The sequence below is a fragment of the Bradyrhizobium sp. 153 genome, from assembly GCF_023073835.1.
GTDB lineage: Bacteria > Pseudomonadota > Alphaproteobacteria > Rhizobiales > Xanthobacteraceae > Bradyrhizobium.
Map to the genome: position 1 here is coordinate 58,402 of NZ_JADPKH010000128.1, position 14,917 is coordinate 73,318.

13 protein-coding genes and 1 pseudogene are annotated in these 14,917 nt (G+C 64.2%); 10 read left to right on the top strand and 4 right to left on the bottom strand.

The genetic code is table 11. From position 1 onward, the window contains the following. Window positions 1–2 precede the first annotated feature (2 nt). The 5 genes from IVA91_RS30405 (at window position 3) to IVA91_RS30425 (ending at window position 5,629) form a co-directional block, all read left to right on the top strand. Window positions 3–521 carry a YcnI family protein gene (locus tag IVA91_RS30405; protein WP_247459961.1) on the top strand — a complete coding sequence of 173 codons (519 nt, stop codon included), beginning with the start codon at window positions 3–5 and terminating at the stop codon, window positions 519–521. Next, entirely contained in the window at window positions 521–2,083 is a 1,563-nt protein-coding gene (locus IVA91_RS30410) for a CopD family protein (protein WP_247459962.1), read from the top strand. Before IVA91_RS30405 ends, IVA91_RS30410 begins: the two co-directional genes overlap by 1 nt. A 163-nt stretch (window positions 2,084–2,246) precedes the next feature. Then, a complete protein-coding gene (proS, locus tag IVA91_RS30415) occupies window positions 2,247–3,566 on the top strand; it encodes a proline--tRNA ligase (protein WP_247459964.1) in 1,320 nt (439 codons plus the stop codon). A 73-nt stretch (window positions 3,567–3,639) separates the two neighbouring features. Then, window positions 3,640–4,920 (top strand): lipoprotein-releasing ABC transporter permease subunit, encoded by a 1,281-nt coding sequence (locus IVA91_RS30420; protein ID WP_247275918.1) that lies wholly within the window; start codon window positions 3,640–3,642, stop codon window positions 4,918–4,920. 7 nt (window positions 4,921–4,927) lie between these two features. Continuing rightward, entirely contained in the window at window positions 4,928–5,629 is a 702-nt protein-coding gene (locus IVA91_RS30425; RefSeq protein ID WP_247275919.1) for an ABC transporter ATP-binding protein, read from the top strand. A 90-nt stretch (window positions 5,630–5,719) separates the two neighbouring features. On the opposite strand, the gene IVA91_RS30430 is transcribed toward IVA91_RS30425, so the two are convergent. Further along, the gene (locus IVA91_RS30430) at window positions 5,720–6,799 is read right to left on the bottom strand and encodes a zinc-binding alcohol dehydrogenase family protein (RefSeq protein WP_247459965.1); all 1,080 of its coding nucleotides are present in this window, start codon (window positions 6,797–6,799) and stop codon (window positions 5,720–5,722) included. Between the two features lie 111 nt (window positions 6,800–6,910). Here IVA91_RS30430 and IVA91_RS30435 point away from each other — a divergent pair, with 111 nt between their 5' ends. Then, window positions 6,911–7,684: a helix-turn-helix transcriptional regulator gene (locus tag IVA91_RS30435; protein ID WP_247459967.1), complete on the top strand. Its 774-nt coding sequence runs from the start codon at window positions 6,911–6,913 to the stop codon at window positions 7,682–7,684. 118 nt (window positions 7,685–7,802) lie between these two features. Here IVA91_RS30435 and IVA91_RS30440 read toward each other — a convergent pair whose 3' ends face one another. Continuing rightward, complete coding sequence (locus IVA91_RS30440; protein ID WP_247459969.1) at window positions 7,803–8,243, bottom strand: LysR substrate-binding domain-containing protein; 441 nt, start codon at window positions 8,241–8,243, stop codon at window positions 7,803–7,805. Between the two features lie 58 nt (window positions 8,244–8,301). Between IVA91_RS30440 and IVA91_RS30445 the strand changes: the two are divergent. Both IVA91_RS30445 and IVA91_RS30450 read left to right on the top strand, forming a co-directional pair. Further along, window positions 8,302–8,614 (top strand): annotated as a pseudogene (locus IVA91_RS30445) (carboxymuconolactone decarboxylase family protein); the annotation flags it as partial. Window positions 8,615–8,658: 44 nt separating this feature from the next. Next, window positions 8,659–9,297, top strand: a complete 639-nt coding sequence (locus IVA91_RS30450; RefSeq protein ID WP_247459970.1) for an HD domain-containing protein — start codon at window positions 8,659–8,661, stop codon at window positions 9,295–9,297. Between the two features lie 28 nt (window positions 9,298–9,325). Here the strand turns inward: IVA91_RS30450 and IVA91_RS30455 are convergent, their stop codons facing one another. Together IVA91_RS30455 and IVA91_RS30460 are read right to left on the bottom strand one after the other, a co-directional pair. Next, the gene (locus tag IVA91_RS30455) at window positions 9,326–9,610 is read right to left on the bottom strand and encodes a DUF3551 domain-containing protein (protein WP_247459972.1); all 285 of its coding nucleotides are present in this window, start codon (window positions 9,608–9,610) and stop codon (window positions 9,326–9,328) included. Next, window positions 9,594–9,902 (bottom strand): DUF3551 domain-containing protein, encoded by a 309-nt coding sequence (locus IVA91_RS30460; RefSeq protein ID WP_247459974.1) that lies wholly within the window; start codon window positions 9,900–9,902, stop codon window positions 9,594–9,596. Before IVA91_RS30460 ends, IVA91_RS30455 begins: the two co-directional genes overlap by 17 nt. A gap of 253 nt (window positions 9,903–10,155) precedes the next feature. Between IVA91_RS30460 and IVA91_RS30465 the strand changes: the two genes are divergently transcribed. Then, window positions 10,156–10,878, top strand: coding sequence for an outer membrane beta-barrel protein (locus IVA91_RS30465; protein WP_247275926.1), 723 nt, complete (start codon window positions 10,156–10,158; stop codon window positions 10,876–10,878). A 443-nt stretch (window positions 10,879–11,321) separates the two neighbouring features. After that, the gene (gene dnaE, locus IVA91_RS30470) at window positions 11,322–14,825 is read left to right on the top strand and encodes a DNA polymerase III subunit alpha (RefSeq protein ID WP_247459976.1); all 3,504 of its coding nucleotides are present in this window, start codon (window positions 11,322–11,324) and stop codon (window positions 14,823–14,825) included. Window positions 14,826–14,917 lie beyond the last annotated feature (92 nt).

Consider the following 14,917-nt stretch of genomic DNA (forward strand, 5'->3'; position numbering starts at 1 on the left):
ACATGCCGAAGCGATTCCGCCTGATCCTGGTTGCTGCGTTCGCCGCCTCGCCGGCGGCGGCGCACGTGTCGCTCGAGACCAAGCAAGCCACGGTCGGTGCGTCTTACAAGGCTGTCTTCACAGTGCCCCATGGTTGTGCGGGCTCGCCCACGGTGAAGATCCGCGTGCAGATCCCGGAAGGGGTGATCGCGGTCAAGCCAATGCCGAAGGCAGGCTGGACCATCGATGTCGTCGAAGGCAAATATGCCAGCGAATATGACTATCACGGCAATAAGATCTCGTCCGGCGTCAAGGAGGTGGCGTGGGCCGGCGGCAAGCTTCCGGACAAGAACTATGACGAGTTCGTCATGCACACGGTCCTGACCGACAAGCTCAAGCCGAACACGACGTTGTATTTCCCCGTTGTCCAGGAATGCGAGACCGGTGTCAGCCGTTGGATCGAGATCCCGGCTGAGGGGGCAGGGCATTCGCACGAGGGCAAGTCGCCCGCCCCGGGTGTGAAGCTGCTGCCGAAACCCTGATGCGTCTGCTCGCCGCGCTCGCGACGCTGCTCCTGGTCACCGGCTTTGCGACCGGGGCCTCGGCGCATGCGGCACTCATCTCGGCCGAGCCGGCGAGCGGCAGCAGGCTCATGGCCGCGCCGGAGGCTGTGGTGCTGCGTTTCAACGAGGCCGTCACGCCCGGCGCGATCCGGCTGATCGATGGCGCGGGCAGGACGCGGGACGATGTGCGCATCGACGCGTCGGCGGAGGCCATTTCGGTTGCGATGCCGCCGGACCTGCCGCAGGGTACGGCGGTCGTCAGCTATCGCGTGATTTCGCAGGACGGCCATCCCGTGGCCGGATCGGTGATCTTCTCGATCGGCATGCCGACGGGGACGAAGCCTCTCGCGAACACGGATAGCGGGTTGAGCATACTCATCTGGCTGGCGCGGGTTGGTCTTTACATCGGGCTGTTTGTTGGTGTCGGCGGTGTGTTGTTCGCGCGCTGGATCGCGTGGTCGACGACCAGCATGATCGTGCCGCGCGTGGCACTCGCGGTCGGCCTTCCGAGCGCGGTGATGTCCCTCGGTGCGCTGGGTCTGGATCTCCTCGGCCTGCCACTGGCAGCTCTTGCGACGGCCGCGCCTTGGAAGGTCGCGTTCGCGACCAGCGCAGGCCCCGCCTTGCTGGTCGCCGTCGCTGCGATGCTGCTGGCCCTGATGGCGCTGCGTGCCGCCTGGTACGCGCGCGCTCTTGCGTTTATCGCGTTCATCGGCGTCGGCCTGTCGCTGGCCATGACCGGACACGCCGCAACGGCACCGCCCGAAATGTTGACGCGGCCGGCGGTCTTCCTCCACGGTCTCGGCGTTGCGTTCTGGATCGGGGCAATGGCGCCGCTCGCTGTGCTGGTGTCGAAGCCGGCGGCCACGGCTTTGCCTGTCGTAAACCGCTTCTCCCGTATCGCCGTGCCGGTCGTCGCCACGTTGGCCCTGACCGGCCTTGGGCTCGCTATCGTCCAGCTCGAAAGGCCTTCAGCGTTGGTCGAGACCCGCTATGGCCTCGTCCTTTCCATCAAGCTAGCGCTGGTCCTCATGTTGCTCGCACTCGCCGCGCTCAACCGCTTTCACCTGAGCCCGGCGCTGGCAAGCGATCACGAGGCCGCGTCCGCCCTCAAGCGCTCGATCCTGTTCGAATGTGCCATCGCACTGGTCATCTTCGCGGTCGTCGCCGGGTGGCGCTTCACGCCGCCGCCGCGGACCATGCTTCCCGAGGCGCCGCTCGCGATCCACGTCCACAGCGACAAGGCAATGTTCCAAGTCCTGGTCTTGCCGGGTAAGGCCGGTGTCGATGACTTCGTGGTCCAGCTCATGACCGGCGAGGGGACGCCGCTCGCGGCCAAGGAGGTGACGTTGACCTTGAGCTTGCCCGAGCGCGGCATCGAGCCGATGGAACGGGGTACCTCGCTCGGGCCGGACGGCTATTGGCATGTGCGCAAGGTCGAACTGCCCTTCGCTGGCCGCTGGCATATCCGGATCGATGCGCTGGTGAGCGACTTCGAGAGCATTACGCTGGAGGATGAACTCGAGGTGGCGCCGCCCTAGGCTCGCCGGCTTTGCTGGCATGCTGCTCCTCAAGCCAAATCTGAAGTCAACGGAAAATGACAGGAATTCCGCCGCGTTAGCGGCTTTTCCTCACTCGCGGTCTTGTGTTTTCGCTCCCAATCCGGTTTCACTGCAACCCGTCACTGATTCCTAGAGTGTTGCCATGCGGTTGTCGCGATTCTTTCTGCCCATTCTGAAGGAAAATCCGAAAGAGGCCGAGATCGTCTCGCATCGGCTGATGCTGCGCGCCGGAATGATCCGGCAGGAGGCCGCCGGCATCTATGCCTGGCTGCCGCTTGGCTTCCGCGTGCTCAAGAAGATCGAGCGGATCGTGCGCGAGGAGCAGGACCGCTCGGGCGCGATCGAGGTGCTGATGCCGACGCTCCAGCTCGCCGACCTCTGGCGCGAGAGCGGCCGCTACGATGCCTATGGTCCGGAGATGCTGCGCATCGCCGACCGCCACAAGCGCGAGCTGCTGTACGGACCGACCAACGAGGAAATGATCACCGAGATCTTCCGCGCCTATGTGAAGTCGTACAAGAACCTGCCGCTCAATCTCTATCATATTCAATGGAAATTCCGCGACGAGCAGCGTCCGCGGTTCGGTGTGATGCGCGGCCGCGAATTCCTGATGAAGGACGCTTACTCCTTCGACCTCAACGAGGCGGCGGCGCGGGTCGCCTACAACAAGATGTTCGTCGCCTATTTGCGGACTTTCGCACGGATGGGGCTGAAGGCGATCCCAATGCGCGCCGAGACCGGTCCGATCGGCGGCGATCTCAGCCACGAGTTCATAGTGCTGGCGGAGACCGGCGAATCCGGCGTCTTCATCAATCGCGACGTGCTGGACCTGCCGGTGCCGGGCGAGGACGTCAATTATGAGGACGATCTGACGCCGATCATCAAGCAGTGGACCTCGCTGTATGCTGCTACCGAGGACGTTCACGATTCCGCGCGGTTCGAGCGGGAGGTGCCTGCGGACAAACGAGTGAACACCCGTGGCATCGAGGTCGGCCAGATCTTCTACTTCGGTACCAAATATTCCGAGCCGATGAAGGCGCTGGTGGCGGGCCCCGACGGTGTCGACGTGCCGATCCATGGCGGCTCCTACGGTGTCGGCGTCTCACGCCTGCTTGGTGCCATCATCGAGGCCTGTCATGACGATGCCGGCATCAAATGGCCGGAAGCCGTCGCCCCGTTCCGCGCCGTGGTGGTCAACCTCAAGCAAGGCGATGCCGCGGTCGATGCGGCCTGCGAGAAGCTCTATGAGGAGCTCACCGCCAAGGGCGTGGATGTCCTCTATGACGATACCGACCAGCGCGCCGGCGCCAAATTCGCCGCCGCCGACCTGATCGGCATCCCCTGGCAGATCATGATCGGGCCGAAGGGGCTTGCTGACGGCAAGGTCGAGATCAAGCGGCGAGCCGACGGCGCACGCGAGACCATGTCGCCTGCGGACGCGGTCGCCCGCTTGGTCGGCTGAATATTGTTCATCGCGCGATATTGCGGCCGCCAATCCGGCCACAATTGACCGCGAATCATGGGATTATCGAGCGATGGACGAGACCATGACCGAAACCGTGCAGACCGCGCCTTTTGCGCCATTCGAGTGGATGCTGTCGGGGCGCTATTTGCGAGCGCGCCGCAAGGAGGGATTCATCTCGGTCATCGCCGGGTTCTCCTTTCTCGGCATCATGTTGGGCGTGGCGACGCTGATCATCGTCATGGCCGTCATGAACGGCTTCCGCAAGGAGCTGCTCGACAAGATCCTAGGGCTCAACGGCCATATCCTGGTCCAGCCGCTGGAATCGCCGCTGACCGACTGGAAGGACGTCGCCGACCGCCTCAGCCAGGTCGAGGGCATCCGGCTCGCTGCGCCCGTGGTGGATGGCCAGGCGTTGGCGTCATCGCCATGGAACGCTTCGGGCGTCCTGGTGCGCGGCATCCGCTCCGACGACCTCAACAACCTCACCTCGATCGCCAAGAACATCAAGCAGGGCTCGCTCGAGGGCTTTGACGAGGGGCAGGGCGTCGCGATCGGCCGCCGGCTCGCCGACCAGCTGTCGCTGCATGCCGGCGACAGCGTGACGCTGGTGGCGCCGAAGGGCGCGGTCACCCCGATGGGCACAACGCCGCGCATCAAGCCGTACAAGATCGTCGCCGTGTTCGAGATCGGCATGTCCGAATACGATCTCGGCTTCGTGTTCATGCCGCTGGCCGAGGCGCAGGCCTATTTCAACCGCAGTAACGACGTCACCTCGATCGAGGTGTTCACCACCAACCCCGACAAGATCGACGCCTTCCGCAAGGCGGTGACGGAGGCTGCGGGCCGCCCGGTGTTCCTGGTCGACTGGCGCCAGCGCAACTCGACCTTCTTCAACGCGCTCCAGGTCGAGCGCAACGTGATGTTCCTGATCCTGACCATGATCGTGCTGGTTGCCGCCCTCAACATCGTCTCCGGCCTGATCATGCTGGTGAAGGACAAGGGCAGCGACATCGCGATCCTGCGCACCATGGGTGCCTCGCAGGGCTCGATCATGCGGATCTTCCTGATCACGGGCGCCTCGATCGGCGTGGTCGGCACGCTGGTCGGTTTCTTCGTCGGTCTCGTGATCTGCCTCAACATCGAGTCCATCAGGCAATTCCTGTCCTGGCTCACCAGCACCGAGCTGTTCTCGCCTGAACTCTATTTCCTGTCGAAGCTGCCCGCCGAGATCGACGTCGGCGAAACCACGGCGGTCGTCGTCATGGCGCTGACGCTGTCGTTCCTGGCCACGCTGTACCCGTCGTGGCGCGCCGCGCGCCTCGATCCGGTCGAAGCGCTCCGGTACGAGTGAGGGGCTGATGGAGCAGCAGGGGGCGGAAGATGTACCAGTCATTTATCTCCACGAGATAAAGCGGCAGTACGTGCAGGGCGAGATGCCGCTGACGATCCTCGACGGCGCCAAGCTGGCGTTGTGGCGCGGGCAGTCGGTCGCGTTGGTGGCGCCGTCGGGCTCCGGCAAGTCGACGCTGCTGCACATTGCGGGGCTGCTCGAGGCACCGGATTCCGGCGAGGTCTATGTCTCGGGCGCGCCGACCTCGCAGCTGCCCGACATCGAGCGCACCCAGTTGCGCCGCACCGATATCGGCTTCGTCTACCAGTCGCACCGGCTGCTGCCCGAGTTCTCGGCGCTTGAGAATGTCATGCTGCCACAGATGATCCGCGGCCTGAAGAAATCCGAGAGCGTCAAGCGCGCCAAGGAGATCCTGGGCTATCTCGGCCTCGGCGACCGCATCACCCATCGTCCGGCGGAATTGTCGGGCGGTGAGCAGCAGCGCGTCGCGATCGCACGTGCGGTTGCCAACGCGCCGCGCGTGCTGTTTGCGGACGAGCCGACTGGCAATCTCGACCCCGGCACCGCCGAGCACGTGTTCCAGGCCCTGATGCAGCTGGTCAAGGCGACGCAGGTGTCGATGCTGATCGCGACCCACAACATGGAGCTCGCCGGGCGCATGGACCGGCGCGTCTCGCTGTCGAACGGCCAGGTGGTCGAGCTCGACTAAAATGCGAAAACAACCCCATGTACAGTAGCCAAGTGCTTGGCCGGACTTGCGAAAAAATTTGGCGACGGCGCTCCCCCGCGCCCCTAGGGCTCAAGGCCGGATCACCGTCAATTTGAACGGCCCGCCATTGGCCGCCGCATGGGCGACGGCCTCATTGGCATGGTCGAGGTCGAAGGCTGTCGACTCATACTCCTCGAGCCGCAGCAGCCCGGCACGCACCAGCGCGATCACGCGGGTTGCTGCGTCCGGCGGGTACATCCAGACGCCGTGGATGCTGATGCAGTTGCGCATGATCCAGGGGTAGGGCAGCTCGAGCCCTGCACCGCCCGCCATCCCGACGCCGCCCATCAGCACGACGCGGCCATACGGGCGCACCGTCATGACCGCCGCGCGCACCACATTGGTGCTGACCGAGGGCGGCATGATGTCGAGCACGCAGTCGATCGGACCTGATGCCGCGTGCTTCATGCTCTCGCGGTCGTCGTCCTCAACGCCAGTGAGCTTGACCGGCTTCACGCGGCTGCCGAAGCGGCGGACGAGGTCGGCCAGGATTGTTTCGTTGCGGCCGGGCGCGATCACGCAGGCCGCGCCCATTGCCAGCGCGACCGAGACGGCCGCGCTGCCGAAATTGCCGGTAGCCCCGCTCACCAGCACAGTTTCGCCTGGTCGCAGGTTCGCGGCAAGGAAGCCGCCATAGGGCACGAGCAGTGTCCCAAGGGCGCACCATTGCGCCGCTGCCTCCGGTGTGATCGCGCCGAGACGTGTGACGTTCTCGGTCGGGACCCGCATCTGCTCGGCAAACGAGCCGTGGCGAAAATGCTTTTGCAGGCGCATGCCGCCAGGGCCGGCGGCCGTGAGCCCTTGCAGGGCAATGTCGGGCGCAACGGCATCGTCGCGCGAACGCACCGTCGGATCGCAGAACACCCAGTCGCCGATCGCAAGCCTGGTTGCGTCCGGGCCGATCGCGCGCACCCGGCCGATGCCGCCGGGACCGGGGATAACCGGCAGGTCGAGCGCATAATTGCGTGTCCCGTCGAAGACCTCGTTCATGTAGGACAGCACGCGCGTGGCAACGACATCGACGATGACCTCGCCGGTGCCGAGCACCGGTTCGGGGGCATTCTCGATCACCAGTGGCGAGCCGAAGGATTTGAGTACGGCAGCTTTCACGATGTTCACCTCTCAAGGTCGGGTGAAGCGCATATGCGCTGCCTTGGAGGGGACAAGAAGGCCTGGTATTATCCTAGTATTGCAACGACCCTCCATCGCGGGAACGACATCATGGCCGACCCACGCCGCATCGAATTCGGCGATTTCCTCAGGTCGCGCCGCGAAAAGCTGTCACCGAAGGCAGTAGGTCTTCCGGCCGGCCGCCGGCGGCGCACCGCGGGGCTGCGGCGTGAGGAGGTCGCGCAGCTCGCCGGCATTGGCGTCGACTGGTACATCCGCCTCGAACAGGGCCGCACCGTCAGCCCCTCGATCACCACCGTCGATGCGCTCGCCCGCGCGCTGCGTCTCAGCAAGACCGAGCATGCGCATCTGAAGGCGCTGGCGCGCGACGGCGCGAGGGCGGCCTTCGTGCCCGAGATCGTGCCGCCGCCGATCCGGCGGATGATCGACAGCTTGACGCAGCCCGCCTATGTCACTGGGCGGCGCTGGGACGTGCTGGCCTGGAACGCGGCGGCCGAGGAGATCTTTGGCTTCGGCCAGCTGCCGGAGCAGGATCGCAATACGTTGCTCCTGGTGTTGACGAACAAGCAGACACGAAAATTCTATGGCGCGAGCTGGACCGACGTGGCCAAGAGCATGGTCGCGATGTTTCGCGCCACCCACGACGTCTGGGCCGGCGATCCCGCCTTCACCGAGCTGCTCACGCGGCTGCGTCAGGGCAGTCCGGAATTCGTCGATTGGTGGGAGGCGCACGAGATCCGCAGCACCGCCTCGGGCCTGAAGACCATGAACCATCCGACCAAGGGGCTCCTCCGGTTCGAGCACACGAGTTTTCAGGCCAACGACGATCCCGCGCTGAAGCTCGTGATCTATACGCCGGTGTAGGGCACCAAGACATCGAGGCCAGCGCGTCTGCTTTCGAAAGGCAAGCGGAGACGCTGCGGTGGTTCGGATTGCAAGGCTTGATCAGGAAGTGGACCCTTCGAGGGTACTGAGAAGCGGATCAAGGGCTTGACCGCAACCACTGCGAAAAAGCCCGGATGGTCCGTGCTCGCGGATGGCTTGGCTTACTGACCACATGGAAGCCGTAGCCAGGCAAGCTCAACTTGAACGCCTTCACGAGCGTGCCAGCTGCGAGCTCGTGTGCCACGAGCACATCACTGAAAATCCCGACACCCTGTCCGGCGATCACCGCCTCGATGGCGTGCAGTTCCTCCCGGAAGCTCAAATGCTGCATGTCCTTGAATTGGGGCACCTCGCGCCACCTGCGCTGAGCCGCAGCAAGCCATCTCTGCCATGTCGGTGGCTCACGATCGGCGGGCGACCAATAGGAGTGGATCAGAACGTGATTTGCAAGATCGATTGGTCTCTTCAGGTGCTCCGCTGCAAGCAAATGCGGACTGCAAACCGGCCAGAACGTATCGATGAAGAGATCATCGACCATTCCGTCTGTCGGCCGTGCTCGGCTGGTCGCATAGCGAATGGCGATCGCCGTCTCCGGCCTGGACATGCACACCCGCCCGCGACCTGCTCAAGAGCGGCGTAAAGATCGAAAAGCTCGCGCTGGTGCAGGCGTGGGCCGAGGCCGGCAATCTCTTCGACGAACGCGAGCGCGCGGCTCTCGCATGGGCCGAGACGGTGACCTGCGTCGCTCAGACCAACGTTCCGGATGAGGCGTATCAAGCCGCCCGCGCCGTCTTCAGCGAGCGCGAGCTGGTCGATCTCACGATCGCAATCAGCCTGATGAATGCGTACAATCGAATGTCGATCAGCTTCCGGAATTCGCCGCAGGCGGCCATGGAGAAAGCCGCCTGAGAGGCCGAACGGCGTCAGCCGAAATGCAAAGCAGGAGCATGAAAATGACGAGCGTGATCTCCGGCGTCAGAATTCCCGACAGCAAGCTGGCGCGCGAAGCCGCTGAACTGGTGCGCCAGTACGAAGACGAGATGTTGTTCAACCATTCGGTTCGCGTCTACGTATTCGGCGCGATCAAAGGACTGCGACAAAAGCTCAAATTCGATTCCGAGCTGCTCTATGTCGCGGCGCTGTTCCACGACCTCGGCCTGGTCGATCATTACCACACCGAGACCAAGCGGTTTGAGGTCGATGGCGCAGACGCGGCACGCGACTTTCTTCGAGCGCGCGGCATTGCCGAGCCGCAGGCCGATCTGGTGTGGGAAGCGATCGCGCTGCACACCACTCCCGGCATTCCGCAATATATGAGGCCGGAAATTGCTCTCACCAACGCTGGCGTTCTGGTGGACGTCGTCGGCGTTGGATTTGACGACTACACACCGGATCAACGCGAAGAGGTGATCACTGCGTTTCCGCGCGGTGACTTCAAGAACGAGTTCCTGAAGGTGCAGACCTGCTCAGCCCTGAAGAAGCCGCAGACGACGTTCGGAACGGTCAATTTCGACTACATCGAAGATCACGATCCGACGTTCCGCAAGCCAAATGCGTGTACGCGCATCCGCAACACGCCCTGGCAAAGCTGAGAGACGCCAGGCCATACGATCGCTGGGATTATCCGGCGCCAGCGGCGGCGCGGCTCGATCGGCGAGGGGACGTCGGTTTGCCTGGCGGGAAATAGGGATTCACGACGCAGCTCGCCGAACGTCCGACGGCGAGATATCTGCACTGCTCGAGCGAACTGTAGCGGCAGTCGAAATAGCCGACGGGGCCGTAGATCTGCATGCAGACCGGATAGCGCGGATCATAGGTCTGCGCGTGCGCAAGAGTGCTCGTAAGGAGCAAGCCGATTGCGACGAGCGTGGTCCACGCGCCGCGTATGTCAGCGCGGCAAGGCATAGCCCGGCGTCTGCGCGCGCGGACGATTTTGATACGCGTAGGGATCATCGCTCTGGCCTGCGAAGAACGGATTGGCGATGCAGGTCAGCGCGCGGCCGGATGCGCTCGCCTGACACTGCGCGTAGGTATCGAACCTGCAATTGCTCAGCCCCGGCCATTCATCGCCGGTGAGGCAGAATGGATGGTGCGTGCCGAAGGCGCGCGCGGGCGAGCTCGCGCTGATCCCGAGCGCAAATGTGGCGAGCCCGAGCGAAAATGTGGCGACAATGGGGAGAGAAGCTTGGACTCGCATCTGAATTCTCCAATCACGCGAATGTGCCCGCGACGTTGTTACGCGCGCGTGCAGGTTATGTCGTGTAGTCGACATTGGAACTCCTGAAAACACTGGTTTCAAAGGGTTTCCAGTGCGCTCTGCTAAATGTTCATTAATGAAGCGCGGCCCTTTGGCTCTAACTGTTGCGTCGCGATTACAGCAATTCTGTCGATCGCTGATATGACGACGGCACGGCCCGGGGGCCTACTGAAGAAACTGGAACGGGAATCAAATGAAGAAGAATTTGTTGCTTGCCGCTGTCAGCCTGATTGCGCTCAGCGCGGCTGCGCCGGCGGTGGCTGCTGACCTGGCGGCGCGGCCTTACACCAAGGCTCCGCCGGCGGCGATCGCCGCAGTTTACGACTGGAGCGGCTTCTACATCGGCATCAACGGCGGTGGCGGTTCGGCTCGCACCACCTGGGACTTCGTTGGTGTCGGCCGCGAAGGCTCGCACGATGCGACCGGCGGCACGGTCGGTGGCCAGATCGGCTATCGCTGGCAGTCCGGCCAGTTCGTGTTCGGCGTGGAAGGCCAGGGCAACTGGGCTGACTTCACGGGCGACAACGTCAGCGCGCTGTTCGCCACCCGCAACCGCACCAAGATCGATTCGTTCGGTCTGATCACCGGCCAGGTCGGCTACGCCTGGAACAACGTGCTGCTCTACGTCAAGGGCGGTGCGGCTGTGGTCGGGGACAAGTACGAGATCTATGGCCTCGGCGGTCCCTTGCTCGCCTCGTCCAGCGACACCCGCTGGGGTGGTACGGTCGGTGCCGGCCTCGAGTTCGGCTTCGCCCCGAACTGGTCGGTTGGCGTCGAGTACAACCACATCTTCCTGGCCGACAAGGACGTGACGTTCGCTGGCTTCGCTGGCACCGAGCGCATCCGTCAGGACGTCGACATGGGCCTCGTCCGCCTGAACTACAAGTTCGGCGGCCCGATGGTTGCCCGCTACTAAGACAAACCGCTTCCTTCAGGAAGCGATCGTCGAAAAGCCCCGGCCTCGCGCCGGGGCTTTTTTGTTTTCGAATTCAACGAGTTAACCATTCCCTTTCGGAATGGTTGAGCTGGCTTGACTCCCGAGAACGAAATGAGAACAATGTTCTTCATACGTTCTAGCAAAAGGAGCGAGACATGTTCAGGGTTTTCGTGGAAGAAGCCGCCGCACTGGCCTCGATCACACTGTTCGTCGGGATGATCGCGATCTGGGCCCAGGTAATTCCCCAGCTCTAGAGGACGCGGTTGGGGAAAAGCGGGACGACGCGGCGGATTGGCCGCTCCGCCGTGGACTCTCGCGGCGCCACACCGCATCATTAGGAGGCGAGTCGGCCGGGCGAGTGCATGATGCCTTGAGGAGCCGGCGACCGCTCCATTCCCCCTGCAAGAGGCCGTCACGCGACCATGCCGAGCGCCGGATTTGTCCACCTTCACGTTCACTCGGCCTATTCGCTGCTCAAGGGCTCGATCAAGATCGCCAAGCTCGCCGAGCTCGCCAAGAGAGACCACCAGCCGGCCCTGGCGCTGACCGATACCGACAACATGTTCGGTGCGCTGGAGTTCTCCGACAAGATGGCGGGTTCCGGCATTCAGCCGATCGTCGGCTGTGAGCTGGCGGTCGATTTCGGCGACCAGGATCCGAATGCGCGCAATGCGCTGGGGCCGTCGCGCGTGGTGCTGCTGGCGGCGCAGGAGCGCGGTTATCGCAGCCTGATGCGGCTGAACTCGCGGGCATTCCTGGAGACGCCCGACACCCACGCCCCCCACATCAAGTTCGACTGGCTCCAAGGTGAGACCGAGGGGCTGATCGCGCTCACGGGCGGTCCGGATGGACCTGTCTCGCTGGCGCTCGCCACCGGGCAGGCCGAAATCGCGGCGTCGCGCTGCGAGCGTCTCGCCAGCCTGTTCGGCAACCGCCTCTATGTCGAATTGCAGCGCCACAACACCGATAAGGAGCGGCGCATCGAGAGCGGGCTGATCGACATCGCCTATGCCAAGGGCCTGCCCCTGGTCGCGACCAACGAGCCGTATTTCGCCGCGACCGACGATTACGAAGCGCATGACGCGCTGCTGTGCATCGCCGGTGGGCGCCTGATCGCCGAGACCGACCGCGAGCAGCTCACGCCCGATCACCGCTTCAAGACCCGCGCGGAAATGGCGGTGCTGTTCGCCGACATTCCGGAGGCGCTGGCCTCGACGGTGGAGATCGCCGAGCGCTGCTCGTTCCGCCCGATGACACGCAAGCCGATCCTGCCGTTCTTCACCGTCGGCGCCGCATCGAGCTCGGATGCCGCCGCGGTCGAGGCCGCCGAATTGAAGCGCCAGGCGGAGGAGGGGCTCGCCAACCGCCTGCGCGTCCACGGACTGTCGCAGGGCACGACGGAGGAGACATACGCCAAGCGGCTTGCCTTCGAGTTGGACGTCATCACCCGCATGAAATACGCGGGTTACTTCCTGATCGTGTCGGACTTCATCAAATGGGCGAAGTCGCAAGGCATTCCGGTCGGGCCGGGCCGCGGCTCCGGCGCCGGCTCGCTGGTCGCCTGGGTGTTGACCATCACCGATCTCGATCCGATCAGGTTCGGCCTGCTGTTCGAGCGCTTCCTCAATCCCGAGCGCGTCTCGATGCCGGACTTCGACATCGACTTCTGCCAGGACCGTCGTGGCGAGGTGATCCAATACGTGCAGCAGCGCTACGGCCGCGACCAGGTCGCGCAGATCATCACCTTCGGTACGCTGCAGGCGCGGGGCGTGCTACGCGATGTCGGCCGCGTGCTGCAGATGCCCTACGGGCAGGTCGACAAGCTGACCAAGCTCGTACCGCAGAATCCGGCCGCCCCGGTGACGCTTGCGGCTGCGATCGAAAGCGAGCCGAAGCTCCAGGCGTTCCGCGACGAAGACCCGGTGGTGGCGCGCGCCTTCGATATCGCCCAGCGCCTCGAAGGCCTGACCCGTCACGCCTCGACCCATGCGGCCGGCATCGTGATCGGCGATCGCCCCTTGAGCGAGCTCGTGCCGCTGTACCGCGATCCAAAATCCGACATGCCGGTGACCCAATTCAACATGAAGTGGGTCGAGCCGGCGGGCCTCGTCAAATTCGACTTCCTCGGCCTGAAAACGCTGACGGTGCTCGACGTCGCGGTGAAGCTCTTGAAACCGCGCGGCATCCACGTCGATCTGGCCACGCTGCCGATCGACGACGCCGAGAGCTACCAGATGCTGGCGCGCGGCGACGTGGTCGGTGTGTTCCAGGTTGAAAGCCAGGGCATGCGGCGCGCGCTGATCGACATGCGCCCCGACCGTTTCGAGGACATTATCGCGCTGGTGGCACTCTATCGCCCGGGCCCGATGGCGAACATCCCGACCTATTGCGCGCGCAAGCACGGCGACGAGGAGCCGGAATATCTGCATCCCGTGCTGGAGCCGATCCTCAAAGAGACCTTCGGCGTCATCATCTACCAAGAACAGGTGATGCAGATCGCGCAGGTGATGTCGGGCTATTCGCTCGGAGACGCCGACCTCTTGCGCCGCGCCATGGGCAAGAAGATCCGCGCCGAGATGGAGAAGCAGCGCGAGATCTTCGTCGCGGGCGCGGTGAAGAACGGCGTGCCCAAGGGGCAGGCCGAGACCATCTTCGAGCTGCTCGCCAAGTTCGCCGATTACGGCTTCAACAAGAGCCACGCCGCGGCCTATGCGCTGGTGTCCTATCACACCGCCTACATGAAGGCGCATTATCCGGTGGAGTTCATCGCGGCGTCGATGACGCTCGATCTCAACAACACCGACAAGCTCTCCGAATTCCGCTCCGAGGCACAGCGCCTCGGCATCAAGGTCGAGCCGCCGAACATCAATCGCTCGGGCGCGACCTTCGAGGTCGGCGAGAAGACGATCTATTACGCGCTCGCCGCGCTCAAGGGCGTCGGCATCCAGGCGATCGATCAGATCATTGCGGAGCGGACCAAGAACGGCCTGTTCACCTCGCTCGCCGATTTTGCCGCGCGGGTGTCGCCGCGCGCGATCAACAAGCGCATCATCGAGAGTCTCGCCGCCGCCGGCGCCTTCGACACGCTGGAGCCGAACCGGGCGCGCGTCTTCGCCGGCGCGGACGCAATTCTGGCCGCTTGCCAGCGCGCGCATGAAGCCGCGACGATCGGCCAGAACGACATGTTCGGCGGCTCGGCTGATGCGCCCAGCATCATGCTGCCGCAGGTCGAGCCCTGGCTGCCGGCCGAGCGGCTGCGGCGTGAATACGACGCGATCGGCTTCTTCCTGTCCGGACATCCGCTCGACGATTACGCCACCGTGCTGAAGCGCCTGCGGGTGCAGAGCTGGGCGGAGTTCTCGCGCGCGGTAAAGACCGGCGCGACTGCCGGCAAAGTCGCGGCCACCGTGGTCTCACGCATGGAGCGGCGCACCAAGACCGGCAACAAGATGGGCATCATGGGCCTGTCCGATCCGACAGGCCATTTCGAGGCCGTGCTGTTCTCCGAAGGCCTTGCGCAGTATCGCGACGTGCTGGAGCCGGGCGCCGCCGTGCTGCTCCAGCTCGGCGCCGAGCTCCAGGGCGAGGACGTCCGCGCCCGCGTGCTGCATGCCGAGCCGCTGGATGATGCCGCCGCCAAGACGCAGAAGGGCCTGCGCATCTTCGTGCGCGATACCAAGCCGCTGGAGTCGATCGCCAAGCGTCTCGCCGGGCCAGAGATGGCGCCCGCGAACGGTGCCGCGCCAAAGATCGGCAGTCCCGGCACCGCACCGCGCTCCAACGGCGACGGCGAAGTCTCGCTGGTGATGATGCTCGACCTGGAGACCGAGGTGGAGATGAAGCTGCCCGGCCGCTTCAAGGTCTCGCCGCAGATCGCCGGTGCGATCAAGGCGGTCGCTGGCGTGGTCGACGTGCAGCAGCTCTGACGTTGCCGGCACCGCCGCAAACCAAATCTTGACTATCATTCTTGCACGGTTTCGAAATCTGCCTGGCGCAGCTATCAGTTGTTTGCCGGATA